This window comes from Herbaspirillum huttiense, from assembly GCF_047300815.1.
Classification (GTDB): domain Bacteria; phylum Pseudomonadota; class Gammaproteobacteria; order Burkholderiales; family Burkholderiaceae_D; genus Herbaspirillum; species Herbaspirillum huttiense_A.
Genome location: NZ_CP178608.1, coordinates 2,059,692 through 2,076,399 on the forward strand (window position 1 = coordinate 2,059,692; position 16,708 = coordinate 2,076,399).

At 61.7% G+C, this 16,708-nt stretch carries 14 protein-coding genes; 10 read left to right on the top strand and 4 right to left on the bottom strand.

Going from position 1 to position 16,708, the window contains the following annotated elements; all coding sequences use genetic code 11:
- The first annotated feature begins 487 nt into the window (after window positions 1-487).
- From ACLRDN_RS09420 to ACLRDN_RS09435, 4 genes are all read left to right on the top strand, one after another.
- A complete protein-coding gene (locus ACLRDN_RS09420; protein ID WP_311433838.1) occupies window positions 488-1,555 on the top strand; it encodes an RluA family pseudouridine synthase in 1,068 nt (355 codons plus the stop codon).
- Between the two features lie 125 nt (window positions 1,556-1,680).
- Entirely contained in the window at window positions 1,681-2,340 is a 660-nt protein-coding gene (locus tag ACLRDN_RS09425) for an HAD-IIIA family hydrolase (RefSeq protein WP_088754289.1), read from the top strand.
- Window positions 2,341-2,351: 11 nt separating this feature from the next.
- The gene (locus ACLRDN_RS09430; RefSeq protein ID WP_413459905.1) at window positions 2,352-2,726 is read left to right on the top strand and encodes a Rieske (2Fe-2S) protein; all 375 of its coding nucleotides are present in this window, start codon (window positions 2,352-2,354) and stop codon (window positions 2,724-2,726) included.
- A 51-nt stretch (window positions 2,727-2,777) separates the two neighbouring features.
- Complete coding sequence (locus tag ACLRDN_RS09435) at window positions 2,778-3,836, top strand: S49 family peptidase (RefSeq protein ID WP_034332211.1); 1,059 nt, start codon at window positions 2,778-2,780, stop codon at window positions 3,834-3,836.
- Window positions 3,837-3,903: 67 nt separating this feature from the next.
- On the opposite strand, the gene ACLRDN_RS09440 is transcribed toward ACLRDN_RS09435, so the two are convergent.
- Window positions 3,904-4,668: an SAM-dependent methyltransferase gene (locus ACLRDN_RS09440; protein ID WP_413459906.1), complete on the bottom strand. Its 765-nt coding sequence runs from the start codon at window positions 4,666-4,668 to the stop codon at window positions 3,904-3,906.
- A 202-nt stretch (window positions 4,669-4,870) separates the two neighbouring features.
- Between ACLRDN_RS09440 and ACLRDN_RS09445 the strand changes: the two genes are divergently transcribed.
- Together ACLRDN_RS09445 and ACLRDN_RS09450 are read left to right on the top strand one after the other, a co-directional pair.
- Entirely contained in the window at window positions 4,871-6,328 is a 1,458-nt protein-coding gene (locus ACLRDN_RS09445; RefSeq protein WP_413459907.1) for a Ppx/GppA family phosphatase, read from the top strand.
- A gap of 296 nt (window positions 6,329-6,624) precedes the next feature.
- Window positions 6,625-7,659, top strand: coding sequence for an extracellular solute-binding protein (locus tag ACLRDN_RS09450; protein WP_413459908.1), 1,035 nt, complete (start codon window positions 6,625-6,627; stop codon window positions 7,657-7,659).
- Window positions 7,660-7,776: 117 nt separating this feature from the next.
- Here the strand turns inward: ACLRDN_RS09450 and ACLRDN_RS09455 are convergent, their stop codons facing one another.
- Window positions 7,777-8,343 carry a nucleotidyltransferase family protein gene (locus ACLRDN_RS09455; protein WP_413459909.1) on the bottom strand — a complete coding sequence of 189 codons (567 nt, stop codon included), beginning with the start codon at window positions 8,341-8,343 and terminating at the stop codon, window positions 7,777-7,779.
- A gap of 114 nt (window positions 8,344-8,457) precedes the next feature.
- Window positions 8,458-9,612, bottom strand: a complete 1,155-nt coding sequence (locus ACLRDN_RS09460) for a GNAT family N-acetyltransferase (RefSeq protein WP_413459910.1) — start codon at window positions 9,610-9,612, stop codon at window positions 8,458-8,460.
- Between the two features lie 120 nt (window positions 9,613-9,732).
- Between ACLRDN_RS09460 and ACLRDN_RS09465 the strand changes: the two genes are divergently transcribed.
- From ACLRDN_RS09465 to ACLRDN_RS09480, 4 genes are all read left to right on the top strand, one after another.
- Window positions 9,733-11,790, top strand: coding sequence for an NAD(+) synthase (locus ACLRDN_RS09465; protein WP_413459911.1), 2,058 nt, complete (start codon window positions 9,733-9,735; stop codon window positions 11,788-11,790).
- 180 nt (window positions 11,791-11,970) lie between these two features.
- The gene (locus ACLRDN_RS09470) at window positions 11,971-12,309 is read left to right on the top strand and encodes a P-II family nitrogen regulator (protein WP_006463535.1); all 339 of its coding nucleotides are present in this window, start codon (window positions 11,971-11,973) and stop codon (window positions 12,307-12,309) included.
- Window positions 12,310-12,572: 263 nt separating this feature from the next.
- Window positions 12,573-14,093, top strand: coding sequence for an aldehyde dehydrogenase (gene adh / locus ACLRDN_RS09475; protein ID WP_311433842.1), 1,521 nt, complete (start codon window positions 12,573-12,575; stop codon window positions 14,091-14,093).
- Window positions 14,094-14,205: 112 nt separating this feature from the next.
- Window positions 14,206-14,586, top strand: a complete 381-nt coding sequence (locus ACLRDN_RS09480) for a DUF779 domain-containing protein (protein ID WP_413459912.1) — start codon at window positions 14,206-14,208, stop codon at window positions 14,584-14,586.
- Here the strand turns inward: ACLRDN_RS09480 and ACLRDN_RS09485 are convergent.
- Window positions 14,567-16,591: a sigma-54-dependent Fis family transcriptional regulator gene (locus ACLRDN_RS09485; RefSeq protein WP_413459913.1), complete on the bottom strand. Its 2,025-nt coding sequence runs from the start codon at window positions 16,589-16,591 to the stop codon at window positions 14,567-14,569. The genes ACLRDN_RS09480 and ACLRDN_RS09485 overlap by 20 nt on opposite strands.
- Window positions 16,592-16,708: the final 117 nt, after the last annotated feature.

Below are 16,708 nucleotides of genomic sequence, written 5' to 3' on the forward strand. Positions count from 1 at the left end.
CTTCGCGATGCTTCGGCCAGGACTGCGGCATTGGCCCGGGCAATGCGCTGCAAGAGGGGCGGGCGGATGAGCCTGCCGCCGATGCGCTGCAAGATACTGCTTTGCCGGGGGCTGTGCGCTGCGGACCTGAACCGGAACACCGGATGCGAGTCTTGCCAGACTTTTATCCTGATGATCCAAACAATTCTGTTCCACTTCCAGGCGCGCTGTCCGATTGCAACTGCGGTGCAAACTGGAATCGCGCAGGGAAGGTGCGTACTCGTTTCGAGGCCTTTACGTGGACCAGGCAAGCGGCATGATCGGCTGTATTGTCAACCGTTGCAGCGCTTTTATTGCGTCTGCGATGCCGCGCGTCGTGGTTTTCGGGGCCCCCTCCGTCTATTTTGCAAATGAGCGAGGCTGACGAAGTCTCCTCTTGTGTAGAATGTTCCTTTTTATTCTACTGACGCTGATTTTTTGTTCAGCGTCAAACGATTATATATTCAAAATGAAGGACTTAGCGAGATTTTCTAGGGGGGCTTCTGAAAGCGCCGCAACCGCGCCTGCCTCCCGGAGCGAAGCCGCCTCGCAGAACCTTCCCCAGGTGCAGTTGCTGACCATTTCCGACGAAGAAGCCGGGCAGCGGATTGACAATTTCCTGCTGCGTATCTGCAAGGGTGTTCCCAAGAGCCATATCTACCGTGTCCTGCGGTCGGGCGAAGTGCGCGTCAACAAGGGCCGCATCGACCAGACCTATCGCCTGGCCGAAGGGGATGTGGTGCGCGTGCCGCCAATACGAGTTGCCGAAAAACAAGAACAGGTGGTTCCGGGCGCGGAATTCCGCATCCTGCTGGAAGACAGCCACATGCTGGTCATCGACAAGCCGGCCGGCGTGGCCGTGCACGGCGGCTCGGGCGTGAGCTATGGCGTGATCGAACAGCTGCGCGCAGCGCGCCCGCAGGCCAAGTTCCTGGAACTGGTGCACCGCCTGGACCGCGATACCTCGGGCGTGCTGCTGATCGCCAAGAAGCGTTCGGCCCTGACCAACCTGCACGACCAGATGCGCGAAGGCACCACCGACAAGCGGTATTTCACGCTGGTGCAGGGCGACTGGAAGAATGCCCGCCAGCATGTGAAGTTGCCGCTCTTCAAGTACAGCACCCCGGACGGCGAGCGCCGCGTGCGGGTGCAGGCCGATGGCCAGGCTTCGCACACCATCTTTTCGCTCCTGCGCCGCTTCGGCGAATTTGCCCTGCTGGAAGCTGAACTCAAGACCGGCCGCACCCATCAGATCCGGGTGCACCTCTCTTCCAGCGGTTTCCCCATCGTGGGCGATGACAAGTACGGCGATTTCACTTTGAACAAGTCGCTGCAGAAGGCCGATGGCAATCGGGTGGCCTTCAAGCGCATGTTCCTGCATGCCTGGCGCATCAGTTTCCGCCATCCGGAAAGCGGCGAGACCGTCACCCTCAAGGCCGGCCTGCCCGAGGAATGCGCCCGCTTCCTGCGCAGCCTCGAAGGCGGTGCCGAGGGCGACCTGCTGCCCCACAACATGCTGGCCGGAACCGAAGAGTGAAGGGATGCGCGCAGACGGCCGGGATGTGATACTTTCTGCCCGGCATTAACAGAAACGCATGCTCATCTGGCAATTGCCACAATGGCAACCGAGCCGGAAGCATGCCAGCGGAAAGAGCTCAGCACATGGCAAGAAAGCAATTTGACCTGATCGTCTTCGACTGGGACGGCACCCTGATGGACAGCACCTCGACCATCGTGCGCTGCATCCAGGCGGCCGCGCGCGACCTGGGGCTGCCCATTCCTGACAAGAGCGCGGCCTCCTACGTGATCGGCCTGGGCTTGCAGGATGCGATGCAGGCCGCCATTCCGGATGTGGACCCGAAGTACTATCCGCGCATCGTGGAGCGCTATCGCCATCACTATCTCGGGCAGGACAAGGACCTCACGCTCTTCGAGGGCGTGCCCGAGATGCTGGCCGACCTGTCGCAGCAGGGCTATTTCCTGGCCGTGGCCACCGGCAAGAGCCGGGTAGGGTTGAACCGGGCCATGAACAGTACCGGCCTGCTTTCCAAGTTCGATGCCACGCGCTGCGCCGATGAAACCTTCTCCAAGCCGCATCCGGCCATGCTGCAGGAACTGACCCGCGAACTGGGCCAGGACATGCACCGTACCGTCATGATCGGCGACACCACCCACGACCTGCAGATGGCCATCAACGCCGGAGCCAAGGGGGTGGCGGTGGAGTTCGGCGCGCATCCGCCGCAGCAGCTGCAGACCCTGGCGCCTCTTTATTCAGCCCGTTCCATCCGCGAGCTGCATCAATGGCTCAATGAGCACGCCTGAAGCGGCTTGCCATGACGACGCCTGAAGAAATCTTCATCTGCCCCTCAGCCGCCCTCCAGGAGGGCGGTCTGGGCAAGCGCTTCCCGGTGCAGGTGCATGGGGATGAGACTACCGGCTTCGTGGTGCGCTATGGCGGCGTGGTCTATGGCTATCTGAATCGCTGCGCCCATGTCCCGATCGAACTGGATTGGGCCGAGGGCGAATTCTTTGAATCCAGCGGCCTGTATCTCATGTGCGCAACACATGGCGCGGTTTATGCGCCCGATACCGGAAAATGCGCAGGCGGACCTTGTACCGGCGCGTATTTGCGTAAGATCATGGCGGTGGAACGCGACGGCCAGGTGTTCTGGCGTCCGGATGACATCGTCCAGCCCGTCGAGGCATGAGCTTCGCGGAAAAAACCAGTGCAGCGCGATGGCGCTGCCCAGAGTGAGCCTATGAGCAACAACGAATCTGACAACCCGCAAGACCGTCCCCCTCAGTCTTCTTCGTCTTCCCCGGCCTCTCCGCCGCCTGCTGCACCGTCTTCCTCCATCCCCGCCAGCGTGCGCGAGGACAAGAAGAGCGGCTGGGAGCGCGACGTCCTGGAAAAGCTGGCCCTGTTCGCCGTCAAGGAACAGCGCGCCCGCCGCCGCTGGGGCATCTTCTTCCGCATCGCCATCCTGGTGGTGATCGTGCTGGGCGGCTGGATGGCCTTCACCTACAACAAGATCGAGAGTGAACCGCTGGGCACCCATACTGCCCTGGTCGAGATTCGCGGCACCATCGAATCCGAAGGGCAGGGCTCGGCCGGCGTGGTCATTCCGGCGCTTGATAAGGCCTTTGCGGCCAGCGACTCGGTGGGCGTGATCCTGAAGATCAACAGCCCCGGCGGCAGCCCCGTGCAGGCCGGCATGATCAACGACGAGATCACCCGCCTGCGCAAGGCCTATCCCAAGAAGCCGATCTATGTGGTGGTGGAAGAGATGTGCGCTTCCGGCGGCTATTACATCGCCGTGGCGGCCGACAAGATCTACGTCAACAAGGCCAGCCTGATCGGTTCGGTGGGCGTGCTGATGGATGGTTTCGGCTTCACCGGCCTGATGGACAAGCTGGGTGTGGAGCGCCGCCTGCTGACGGCGGGCGAGAACAAGAGCTTCCTCGATCCCTTCAGCCCGCAAAGCCCCAAGCAGCGTGAATATGCGCAATCGATGCTGCAGGAGATCCACCAGCAGTTCATCGAAGTGGTGCGCCAGGGCCGTGGCACGCGCTTGAAGGAAACCCCGGATACCTTCTCGGGCCTGGTGTGGACCGGCTCCAAGGCCGTCGAACTGGGCTTGGCCGATGGCTATGGCACGGTCGACAGCGTGGCGCGCGATGTGATCAAGGCCGAGGATGTGGTGGACTACACCCAGACCGAGAATCTCTCCGAACGCGTGCTCAAGAAATTCGGTGTGGCCTTCGGTGCGGGCTTTGCCAAGACCCTGATGTCGGCGCCGTTGTCGCAGTTGCGCTGAGCGACTCCGCAGCTTCCAAGCAAAAGGCCGGTTGCTGATGCAACCGGCCTTTGTTTTTTTGCGATGCTTATTCCGCCAGCAGCAGGAACACCGTCGGCTTCTTGTGGAAGTCCGGCCCCTTGTTGGCCGCCAGCGCCGCCTTCCATTGCGCGGCGGTCTGTGTGCGTACCGTTTCGGTGGGCAGCGAAAGATCGGTCGCCACGCAGATCAGCGTGCCGGGCTGGGAGGACTGCGCCAGCGCCTCCAGCATGGCCCCGTTGCGATAGGGCGTTTCGATCAGCAGCTGGGTCTGCTTCTCCTTGCGGGAGCGGTCTTCCAGTTGGCGGATGCGCTTGCTGCGGGCCTCGGCGTCGGTGGGCAGGTAGCCGTTGAAGGCGAAGCTCTGGCCGTTCAGCCCGCTGGCCATCACCGCCAGCAGCAGGGACGACGGCCCGACCAGCGGCCGCACCTGGATGCCATGCTGATGCGCCAGGCGCACCAGGTTGGCACCGGGGTCGGCCACGGCCGGCACACCGGCCTCCGAGATGAGGCCGCCATCGCGGCCCTCCAGCAGCGGCGCCAGCAAGGCGGGCAGGGCGGCGGGGGGCGTGTTGACGTTCAGTTCGCTGATCTGGATTTCCTGGATGGGCTTGGCCAGCGCCATGCTGCTGCCCAGGAGCTTGAGGAAAGCGCGCGTGGTCTTGGCGTTCTCGGCCACGAAATAATCCAGCCGTGCCGCGATGGCCTGCACCTGGCGCGGGATGATGGACTCCAGCGGATGCAATGCGCCAGCGTCTGCGGGAAGCTCGGTCGTTCCCAGCGTGTTGGGAACCAGATAAAGAATGCCGGGCATGGAAGGGAAAATGGGATAAATTGTATAAAATAATATGTGCAACGCAGCACGACTTCGCTGAGCCGTCATTTTACAGGGTGCAAGCTGTCATCAAAGTGTAATGCGCGCCCATTATCTTGTCGTTATGGAGACAGGATGCGGTTTAAATTATTTAGCAATTGTTTCGGGCGGATTCGCCCGGAGCCGTCGCGAAAGGAAATGCATGTTTGCTGCGGTAGATCTCGGTTCCAACAGTTTTCGCTTGCATATCGGCAAGTACGAGGACGACAGCATACGCGTCATCAAGAGCGCGCGTGACCCCATCCGCCTGGCCGCAGGCATCGACAAGAGCGGCAACCTCACGCCGCAGGCCTGTCAGAGCGCCATCGATTCGCTGACCCGTTTTCGCGCGGTCCTGCGTGACTATCCGCTGACCGCCGTGCGGGTGGTGGCGACCAATACCTTGCGCGTGGCCAAGAATGCCGCCGAGCTGCTGCCGGAACTGGAGCGCGCCATCGGTTATCCGGTCGAGATCATTTCCGGCGAGGAAGAAGGGCGCCTGATCTACATGGGCGTGGCCGGCGTACTCGCCGATGCCGGTGAAGAACGCATGGTCATCGATATCGGCGGCGGTTCCACCGAAGTCATCCGTGGCCTGGGCGAACATATCCGCCACGTCGAATCCTTCGGCATTGGTACCGTCAACCAGAGCCTGGCTTTCTTCCCTGATGGGGCGATCACGGCAGCGGCCTTCGAGCGTGCCATCATTTCCGCGCGTTCGCATGTGGAAGATGCGGTGCACCTCTTCAGCTTCGATGCGGCCAGCGTCAATGTGTACGGATCCTCTGGCACCATGCGGGCCATCGCCGATACCATCCGCCGCAACGACATGGGCGATGGGCGTGTCACGCTGCCCAGCCTGGCCGACCTGATGCAGCGCCTGATCGATTTCGGCCACGTCAGCCAGATTTCGCTGGACGGCATGAAGCCGGACCGCGCCGGCGTCATCATGGGTGGGCTCGCCGTGCTGATCGGTTTCATGCAGGAGTTCGGCATCGAAGTCATCAGCCCGGTAGAGGCCGGCTTGCGCATGGGCGTGATGTGGGACCTGCAATTGCGCGCCACCAAGGCCGACCGCCGCGACCGTTCGGTGGAAGAATTCGCCCGCCGCTTCCATGTCGATGCAGCACGCGCCCATGGCGTGGCCGATACGGCGCTGGGCTTTTTCGAGAGTTTGAAACCGGCCACCGATTCGTATGTGCGCTATCTCTACTGGAGCGCATTGCTGCACGAAACCGGTCTGGTGGTCTCGCCAACCGGGTATCACAAGCATTCGGCTTACATGATCGCCAATGCCGACTTGCCCGGTTTCACCACGCGCGAGCAGCGCCTGATGAGCACGCTCATCCTCGGGCAGAAGGGCAACCTGAAGAAGATCAGCGAGATGCTGGCCGACGTCGATTTCGCCAAGGCGGTGCTGGCCTTGCGGCTGGCGGTGATGTTCCGCCATGCGCACATCACGCTGGACCTGGAGAAGGTGCGGGTCAAGCTCAAGAGCCGCATCGACCTGGAGATCCGCCGCGATTACATCAAGGAGCATCCGAGCATTTCCTTCTGGTTCCAGAAGGAACAGGAATGGTGGGCCGGCATCGGTGTGGACTTTGCGGTCAAAGTGATCTGATTTCTTCATATCGCGCCTGATACGCCCTTGCCGAGCGGCAGCCGGCAAGGGCGTTTTTCATGGCGGCCTGCGCGATGCACATGCGCGCAGATGATAATGCTTCTTGTTTGTGCTATAGTCGCCAGCGGTCTATGAACCGCACAGCCATGGCGCCAACGCCATGCGCCCACAACGAGGCGATCCCGAGATTGCCCACTGCGACAGCCAAGTCCGATATCCCAGGACCGCCTTCCGCGCCAAAAGAAAACGCCGTTCCCGCGACGGCGGTCGTTTACTCTTTTTGAAAAGGATGGTCCATGTTCCACCGTCAACTCGCCGTCGGCGCCGTGCTGGCTGCCATTGCCGCTTCCAGCTTCGCGCAGGAGAAGGTCATCAATCTCTATTCGGCGCGCCACTACCAGACTGACGAAGCGCTCTACGCCGATTTCACCAAGGCCACCGGCATCAAGATCAACCGTGTCGACGGTGACGATGCAGGCATTCTCGCGCGCTTGAAGAGCGAAGGCGCTTCCAGCCCGGCCGACGTGATCCTGCTGGTGGATGCGGCCCGCCTGTGGAAGGCGCAGAGCGAAGGACTGTTCCAGCCGGTCAAGTCCAAGCTGCTCGATGAGCGCATCCCCGCCAACCTGCACAGCAAGGAAGGCAGCGACGGCACGCAGTGGTTCGGTTTCTCCACCCGTGCCCGCGTGATCGTCTACAACAAGGCCAGCGTCAAGCCGGAAGATGTGGATACCTACGAAGCCCTGGGCGACCCGAAGAACAAGGGCAAGCTGTGTACCCGCAGCGGTTCGCACCCGTATAACGTGTCGCTGTTCGGTTCGCTGCTGGAGCATGAAGGCGCGGCCAAGACCGAAGCCATCCTGAAGGGCATGGTCGCCAACCAGGCACGCCAGCCGGTCGGCGGCGATACCGACCAGATCAAGGCGGTCGGTTCGGGTGAGTGCGGCGTGGCCATTTCCAATTCCTACTATGTGGCGCGCCTGCTGCGTTCCACCAAGCCGGAAGAGGTGGCGCTGATGGAAAAGGTCGGCATCGTCTGGCCCAACCAGAAGAGCTACGGTGCGCACGTCAACATCGCCGGTGGCGGTGTGGCCAAGAACGCGCCGCACAAGGCCGAAGCCGTGCAGTTCCTGGAATACCTGGCCAGCGATTCGGCCCAGCGCTACTTTGCTGAAGGCAACAATGAATGGCCCGCCGTCAAGAACGTGAAGACCGAGAATCCGGCACTGGTGAAGATGGGTCCGTTCAAGGCCGAAGTCATCAATGTGGGTGCGGTCGGTGCCAACCAGCAGAAGGTGTTGCAGATGCTGGATCGCGTGGGCTATAAATAATTTAAAGGATTTAAACGATTTAAATCGTTTGTCTGTTTTGATGAAAACCGGTCCGTGTGATGCGCGGACCGGTTTTTTTATGTCTGTGAAAGCAGGGAGGATCAGCTTTAACGTTTTTCAGACATCATTCCGAGATAGCCAAGGCCAACGTCTTTGGTAAGAGTTGAATTTCTCATCAAAAAGGTCCGCGTGATTTGTCAATGGATTGGGGGTGAGTCTTCCAGAGTAAACACCGTGAACCCCATTTGGCGCATAGATCTCCAGATTTCCGGAGCTCACCGATACGCCCAGGCAAGCCTCCAGCATCAAAAATCTATCGATGCCATCCTTTGCTGCATTTGATTTTGGATAGTCATATCCAAAATATTCCCGATACCACAAGTGAACACGGGCCTGATTTTTTACTTCTATCTTTACGCCGAGATTTCCTAAAATTTCATCGGCTTTGCGTTGCTGAAGCATTTCTCCTTCTTCCGACAAATCATGAGGGTCGAAGTAAAAGATATCGTAATCTTTGATATTGGATTCTGGCGTAGTTTGTGCGAGCACATTCCAAACAGTTTGAAACAAGCACCCGGCCACCAACCACGCATCCTTCAATGCAAGCTGATGAAGAGACTCAAGTATGGCTGCGTTGTATTTGTTTAAAAGGATATCTCGGGCAAATTTTTCGGACAGATTCATATCAAAGACCTGCCACCGTAGCTGATGAATGCTAAAAAGATTTAAAAAATTTAAATCATTTATTGTTGAATGGAGTCGGCGCTTCTGATATGCGGGCCGTTTTTTTGCACATCTTCAGCGCGGCGCATCCCGGAAAGGATTGTGCTCATTCAGCTCCGAGATATAGCCATCGATGCCATTGCTCTCGCGTGACAGGAAATGTTCCACCGCATCATAGAACCCCGGATGCGCCAGCCAGTGCGCCGACCAGGTCTTCTGCGGCAGGAAACCCCGCGCCATCTTGTGCTCGCCCTGGGCGCCGCCTTCGAACCAGGTGATCTTCTCGGCGATGCAGAATTCCAGCGGCTGGTAATACGCCGTCTCGAAATGCAGGCAGGGCACGTGTTCCAGCGCGCCCCAGTAGCGGCCGTAGAGCGTGTCGGCGTCATACACCGTCAGGGATGATGCGATCGGCTCATCCCCCCGCAGCGCCACCGTCAGCAGCAGGTGCTGCGGCATGGTTTCACCGATGCGGCGGAAGAAATCCAGGTTCAGGTAAGGCGTGGAATAGTGCGCCGCATAGGTGTGCCGATAGCAGCGGTTGAAGAAGCGCCAGTGCGCCTCCGTGATCTCGGCCCCGCGCAGCCAGACGAAGCGCACGCCTTGCTCGGCCACCTTGCGCCGTTCGGCCAGGATGTTCTTGCGCTTCTTGCGGTCCAGCGTATCGACGAATTCCGAAAAATTGCCATACCCTTCATTGTGCCAATGGAACTGCACCCCGCTGCGCAGCAGGTATCCCGCGTCAGCCAGCTGCTGCGCCTGTTCCGGCGGGGGATAGAGAATGTGCGTGGAGGAAACTTCATTTCGCTCCTGCAGCGCCCGTAGCGCGGCCACCAGAGCGCCGCGTGCTGTCTCATCGACAGCCATCAGGCGCGCACCGCGCACCGGCGTGAAGGGGATGGCCGAGAGCAGCTTGGGGTAGTACTCCACGCCATGCCGCTGGTAAGCCTCGGCCCAGGCCCAGTCGAAGACGTATTCGCCATACGAGTGAAACTTGCGGTACAGGGGCAGGGCGGCCACCAGTTGCTCTTGCTGGCCCTCGCCCTGCCACAGCGTCAGGTAATGCGGCTCCCAGCCGGACTCGGGACTGGCGCTGCCGCTCTCATGCAGCGCATGCAGGAAGGCATAAGAAAGGAAGGGATTGCCCTCGGCCTGGGCGGCGACCAGCGCATCCCAGCGGGCCGGACCGATCTCGGCCAGAGAAGAAACGATTCGCGTGCGATAATCCATGGACTGCGAGTGACCTGCGAAAGTTGGCGCGGCCCTCGGCCCCGCTGGAACAGGCATTCTACGCAAAATGAACAGAACGCGTCGCCGCCATGGCGAAGAGCACGGAGTCCAACACACGCTATGCCTAGCCCCTTCTTCAATCTCTACCACCACGGTTTCGCCCGCGTCGCCGTGGCAGTGCCGGACTGCAAGGTGGCCGATCCCGGCTTCAACGCCGAGCGCACCATCGCCCTGGCCGAACAGGCCGCCGCCCGTGGCGCGGCCCTGGTGTCCTTCCCCGAACTGGGCCTGTCGGCTTACAGCTGCGAAGACCTGTTCCAGCAACGCGCCTTGCTGGAGGCTTCCCTGCAGGCCCTGCAATCGGTAGTGCAAGCTTCCCTGCGCATCGCCCCGGCCCTCGTTGTCGGCCTGCCGCTGAAGGTCGATCACCAGCTCTACAACTGCGCGGTGGTCGTGCATGCCGGCCGCATCCTGGGCGTGGTGCCCAAGAGCTACCTGCCCAACTACAGCGAATTCTACGAAGCGCGCCAGTTCAGCAGCGCCGATTGCGCCGTCACCCGCCGCACCCGCCTGCTGGGCCAGGACGTGGACTTCGGCAGCCATCTGCTGTTCGAGATCGGCAATATCCCTGACTTCCGTTTCCATATCGAGATCTGCGAAGACGTCTGGGTACCGATCCCGCCGTCCTCCTTCGCCGCGCTGGCTGGTGCCACCGTGCTGGTGAACCTGTCGGCCTCCAACATCGTGGTCGGCAAGTCGGGTTACCGCCATCAGCTGGTGTCGCAGCAATCGGCGCGCTGCCTGGCGGCCTATTTGTATTCGTCGGCAGGCAATGGCGAGTCCACCACCGACCTGGCCTGGGATGGCCAAGCCCTCATCTGCGAGAACGGTGAACTGCTGGCCGAGTCCGAGCGCTTCGCCGAAGGCGGTCACGTGATCTATGCGGACATCGACCTGGAACGCCTCTCGCGCGAACGCTTCCACCAGACCACGTTTGGCCAGTCGGTGCGCCGCCATGCGGAGGAAGTGCGCCGCTTTGAAGTGGTGCGCTTCGACGTGCAGGTGCCGCAAGACCAGGACCTGCCGCTGCAGCGCCGGGTCGCGCGCTTTCCCTATGTGCCGGCCAATGCCGAACAGCGCGAACTGCGCTGCCGCGAGGTCTACAACATCCAGGTGCAGGCACTGGTGCAGCGCCTGTCTTCCTCGAACATCAAGAAGGTCGTCATCGGTGTTTCCGGTGGCCTCGATTCGACCCATGCGCTGCTGGTCTGCGCCAAGGCCATGGACAAGCTGGGCCTGCCACGCGCCAATATCCTGGCCTATACCATGCCGGGCTTTGCCACCAGCAGCCGCACGCTGGTGCAGGCGCATCAGCTGATGGCGCAAGTGGGGTGTTCGGCGCAGGAGATCGATATCCGCCCCAGCTGCGAACAGATGCTGAAGGACCTGGATCACCCGTATTCACGCGGCGAGCCGGTCTATGACATCACCTTCGAGAACGTGCAGGCCGGCGAGCGCACCAATCACCTGTTCCGCCTGGCCAATCATCACGGTGCCATCGTCATCGGGACCGGCGACCTGTCCGAACTGGCGCTGGGCTGGTGCACCTATGGCGTGGGCGACCACATGTCGCATTACAACGTCAACGCCAGCGTACCCAAGACGCTCATCACGCACCTGGTGCGCTGGGTGGCCGAATCCGGTTCGCTGGAACTGAAGCAGCCGGAAGTGCTGATCCACATCCTCGAAACCGAAATCAGTCCTGAACTGGTGCCGGGCGCCTCCGACGGCGAACCGGGCCAGCGTACGCAGGATTTCATCGGCCCTTACGAGCTGCAGGATTTCAATCTCTACTACATCCTGCGCTACGGCTTCACGCCGGCGAAGGTGGCCTTCCTGGCGCACAGCGCCTGGCAGGACCGCGGCATCGGCCACTGGCCGGATGGCCTGCACGGCGCGCGCAACCAGTACAGCTTGCCGCAGATCAAGAAAAACCTGGGCATCTTCGTCTATCGCTTCTTCAAGACCAGCCAGTTCAAGCGCTCCTGCGTGCCCAATGCCCCCAAGGTCGGCTCGGGCGGCTCGCTCTCGCCGCGTGGCGACTGGCGCGCACCCAGCGATGGCGAGGCCACGGTCTGGCTGCAGGATCTGGAGCGCATTCCCGACCTGGAGGCCTGAAAACCGGCTTTTTATGGCCCGGCTGGCTCAAGAAGGTTGAAAGCCGGGCACGCCTGATTGACAATGTGCAAGTGGGCAGGGCGCCACGGTCTTGCCAGTAAAATAAGAACAGAGGTTGTATTCGCTATTCAATAGATCGTTGAGATCGTTTCTTTACGACATACCAAGAGAGGAATTGCCATGAAACAAGTGACCGCCATCATCAAACCGTTCAAGCTGGACGAGGTGCGTGAATCCCTCGCCGAAGTCGGCGTCACGGGCCTGACGGTCACCGAAGTGAAGGGCTTCGGACGCCAGAAGGGCCATACCGAACTCTATCGCGGTGCCGAATACGTGGTCGATTTCCTGCCCAAGGTCAAGATCGAGGTCGTGGTGGACGACAAGGTGGTCGAGCAGGCCGTGGACGCCATCATCAAGGCTGCCCGCACCGGCAAGATCGGCGACGGCAAGATCTTCGTGCAGGAAGTGGAGCAGGTGATCCGTATCCGTACCGGCGAAACCGGCCCGGATGCCGTCTGATTCACTGATCTCCGCGCATTGCGAAAGACCGGCCACTGGCCGGTTTTTTTACGTCTGCAGAAAAGCGCTCAGGGTGTGGCAGGTTGTTGCGGCACGCTGTCCCAGGCTGCGCCAGATTGACACAGCGTGACAATGGCGCTGGCGCAAGAGCCGCTTGCAGAGCGGGTTTGCGGGCTGGCATGCGATTTGCCATCTTGAAGGGTGAACCTCCGCTGCGGCCATGATCGCAGCGGGATTTCAACCATAACCCGAACGGAGACGACATGAACCTGGCAGACATCAGCAAACTCGGCGTACGCGATCCCTTCAAGCAACGTTACGACAACTTCATCGGTGGCAAATTCGTGCCGCCGGTCAAGGGCGAATACTTCGAGAACATCAGCCCGGTGATCGGCCGCGCCTTCTGTGAAGTGGCGCGTTCCAGCGCCGAAGACGTGGAACTGGCGCTGGACGCCGCCCACGCCGCCAAGAAGAGCTGGGGCAAGACTTCCCCCGCCGAGCGCGCCAACGTGCTGCTCAAGATCGCCGACCGCATGGAAGCCAACCTCGAATTGCTGGCCACCGCCGAAACCCTGGACAACGGCAAGCCCATCCGCGAAACCATGGCCGCCGACATCCCGCTGGCCATCGACCACTTCCGCTATTTCGCCGCCGCCGTGCGCACCCAGGAAGGCAGCATCTGCACCATCGACAGCGATACCTACGCCTATCACTTCCATGAGCCGCTGGGTGTGGTCGGCCAGATCATCCCCTGGAACTTCCCCATCCTGATGGCGGTGTGGAAGCTGGCCCCGGCGCTGGCCGCCGGCAACTGTGTGGTATTGAAGCCGGCCGAGCAGACGCCCGCTTCCATCATGGTCCTGATCGAACTGATCGCCGACCTGATCCCGCCGGGCGTGGTCAACATCGTGCAGGGCTTCGGGGTGGAAGCCGGCAAGCCGCTGGCCTCCAACAAGCGCATCGCCAAGATCGCCTTCACCGGCGAGACCACCACGGGCCGCCTGATCATGCAGTACGCCTCGCAGAACCTGATCCCGGTGACCCTGGAGCTGGGCGGCAAGTCCCCCAACATCTTCTTCGCTGACGTGCTGGACAAGGATGACGAATTCTTCGACAAGGCCCTGGAAGGCTTCGCCATGTTTGCGCTGAACCAGGGCGAGGTCTGCACCTGCCCCTCGCGCGTGCTGGTGCAGGAATCGATCTATGACCGTTTCATCGAACGTGCCTTGAAGCGCGTGGCCGCCATCAAGCAGGGCAACCCGCTGGACAAGAGCACCATGATCGGCGCGCAGGCCTCCCAGGAGCAACTGGAAAAAATCCTCTCCTACATCGACATCGGCAAGCAGGAAGGGGCCAAGGTGCTGGCCGGCGGCGGACGTGAAGAACTGGGCGGCGACCTGGCCACTGGCTACTACGTCAAACCGACCGTCTTCCAGGGCAACAACAAGATGCGCATCTTCCAGGAAGAAATCTTCGGGCCCGTGGTCTCGGTGACCACCTTCAAGGATGAGGAAGAAGCCCTGGCCATCGCCAACGACACCCTGTACGGACTGGGCGCGGGCCTGTGGACCCGAGATGGCACGCGCGCCTTCCGCATGGGCCGCGAGATCCAGGCCGGCCGCGTGTGGACCAATTGCTATCACCTGTATCCGGCGCATGCAGCCTTCGGTGGCTACAAGCAGTCCGGCATCGGCCGCGAGAACCACAAGATGATGCTGGACCACTACCAGCAGACCAAGAACCTGCTGGTCAGCTACAGCCCCAAGGCGCTGGGCTTCTTCTGATCGCGTGACTTCGTTTGACTCCTTGCAGCAAGGCAGCTTCGGCACCGGTCCGCAACTCCCGCGGCCGGTGCCGCTTTTATTGGCAGATCCAGACTCAACAGGAGAGCGGCGAATGAATGCATTGCCCAGGGTGACGGCCACCGAGGCCACGGTGGAATTGCTGCGCCAGTTGAAGGCGCGGCATGGCGAGCTGATCTTTTTTCAATCCGGGGGCTGCTGCGATGGCAGTGCGCCGATGTGCTATCCGTCCGGCGACTTCACGCTGGGTGACACCGACGTGCATCTCGGGGAGATCGATGGCGTGCCGTTCTACATCGGCGCCGACCAGTTCGAATACTGGAAACACACGCAACTCATCATCGACGTGGTCAGCGGCAACGGCGGCATGTTCTCGCTGGAGAACGGCAGCGGCAAGCGCTTCCTGACGCGCTCGCGGCTCTTTACCGATGAGGAATATGACGCGCTTGCCCCGCTCAGTGCCCGCGTGACTTGAAGCGGCGATAGAGCGTATTGCGCGACACCCCCAGTGCCTTGGCGGCGGCGCTGACGTTGCCGTCATGGGTGCGCAGGGCGCGCTCGATGGCGGCCCATTCGCTGTCGTGCATGGAGAGCGGTTTTTCGTCCGTTTCTTCATGCGCTGCCGGGGCAGGCATCCCGCAACCCGCCTGCAGCGGCGCTGCCTCGTCCAGAAAGTCATCTGGCAAGTGTTCCACCCCTATCCAGGCCTCGCCATCGGCCATGGCCAGGGCGGTGCGGATCAGGTTGGACAGTTGCCGCAGGTTGCCCGGCCAGCGGCTGGATTGCAGCAACGCCAGGGCCTTGGCATCGAAGCGCGGCGCATGGCGGCCGCCTTCCTGTTCCAGGATGCGGTCGATCAATGCACTGAGGTCACTGCGCTCGCGCAAGGCAGGCAGCTTCACCTGCAAGCCGTTGATGCGGTAGTAAAGGTCTTCACGGAAAGCATGGCGTGCCGCCATCTCGCGCAAGGGCTGGTTGGTGGCGCACACCAGAGCAAAGTCCACCGGAATGACGCGCTGGCTGCCCAGCGGCGTCACCGCACGTTCCTGCAGCACGCGCAGCAGGCGCCCCTGCAGGGCCAGCGGCATGTCGCCGATTTCATCGAGGAAGAGGGTGCCGCCCTGGGCTTGCGCGATCTTGCCCAGTGCGCCTTTGCGGCGGGCACCGGTGAAGGCGCCGTCTTCATAACCGAAGAGTTCGGCCTCGATCAGGTTCTCGGGAATGGCCGAGCAATTCACGGCCACGAAGGGCGCGGCGCCGCCCCGGGTTTGCGTGGCGTGGAAGCGCGCGCTTTCGCGGTGGATGGCCTGGGCCAGCCACTCCTTGCCGGTGCCGGTTTCGCCGGTGATGAGGACCGGGATGTCACGATCGATCACCTTGCGCAACTTGGCGATGATGGCGCTCATGCGGGCGTCCCCGGTATCGAGCGCTTGCAGGCCGCCGCGCGGCTGGCCCGGATGGGGACGGGCAGGCGGGGCGTGGCGCGCGGCCGGACTGGCGGGCAGTACTTCCGGCGCTTCGATCACGGCTTCGCGCGCATTCTGGAAATGCTGGTCGCGCAGCCGCAGTTCGGCGCGGCCATGGATGCGGATGCCGTTGTGCAGGCACAGCTCCAGCAAGCCCGACGCGGCCTTGCGATGGTGTTCGAACAGCAGCGACAGCGGCACCCCGAAGAGCGACGCAAAGGTATGCGACTGCAGCGCCGAGAGTGTGAGCCCCAGCTGGAACTGCGCACTGCGATTGGCCGCCAGGAAACGCCCGCCCGGTGTGAAGCTGACGATGCCTTCGACCAGCGTGCCGACGAATTCGGCGCGGCTGTGGAAGTGCAGGGTGATGCAATCGGGGAAGCTGCCGGCCAGCAGGTGGTTTTCGATCATCTGCGCCGACATGCGCACCAGGGCCATGGTGTGCTTGTGGAAGCTGCCGCATTCGCCCGAGACATCCAGCACCCCCAGCACCTGGCCGCGATGGTCGAAGATGGGGGCGGCCGAACAGGTCAGGAAGCGGTTGGCATCCAGGTAGTGCTGCTGGGCGTGCACGGTGGTGGGCTTCTGCTCGAAGAGGGCGGTGCCGATGGCATTGGTGCCGCGCAATTGTTCTGACCAGCGTCCACCGGGGCCAAGGGCTACACGGTCGGCCTTGGCTAGGAAATCGCTGTCGCCCAGCGTATGCAGGATGGTGCCTTCGGCGTCCGAGAGGAGCACCATGCTGTGGGTATTGCGAATCTGGTCGTAGAGGGTTTCCATGACCGGGCGGGCATGGCCGGAGAGGGCCTGGTTGGCTTCCAGCGTCTGGGCCAGGTCGGCGCGCGAGAGTGAATCCAGGTCGGGCCGCTGGCCGCGCGTGATGCCGTAGGACGAGCTGCGCTGGTGCGAGCGTTCGATGGCCTGCAGGTCCGGCACGCCATCGGCGCTGGCCTGCACCAGGGGCGAAGCGCCCAGCAATGCACCGGCACCGGGCCGGTTTGCCTGGTAATGCATCCTTGTCTCCTTGGGACCTCTGGCGGTCCTTGTTCCCCCTTATGTCGGCTTTCTTCTCTGATGGGAAGCTGAGGGTGAACAAGCATAACCGATTAATGTGGCAGCCGGACAAATTGA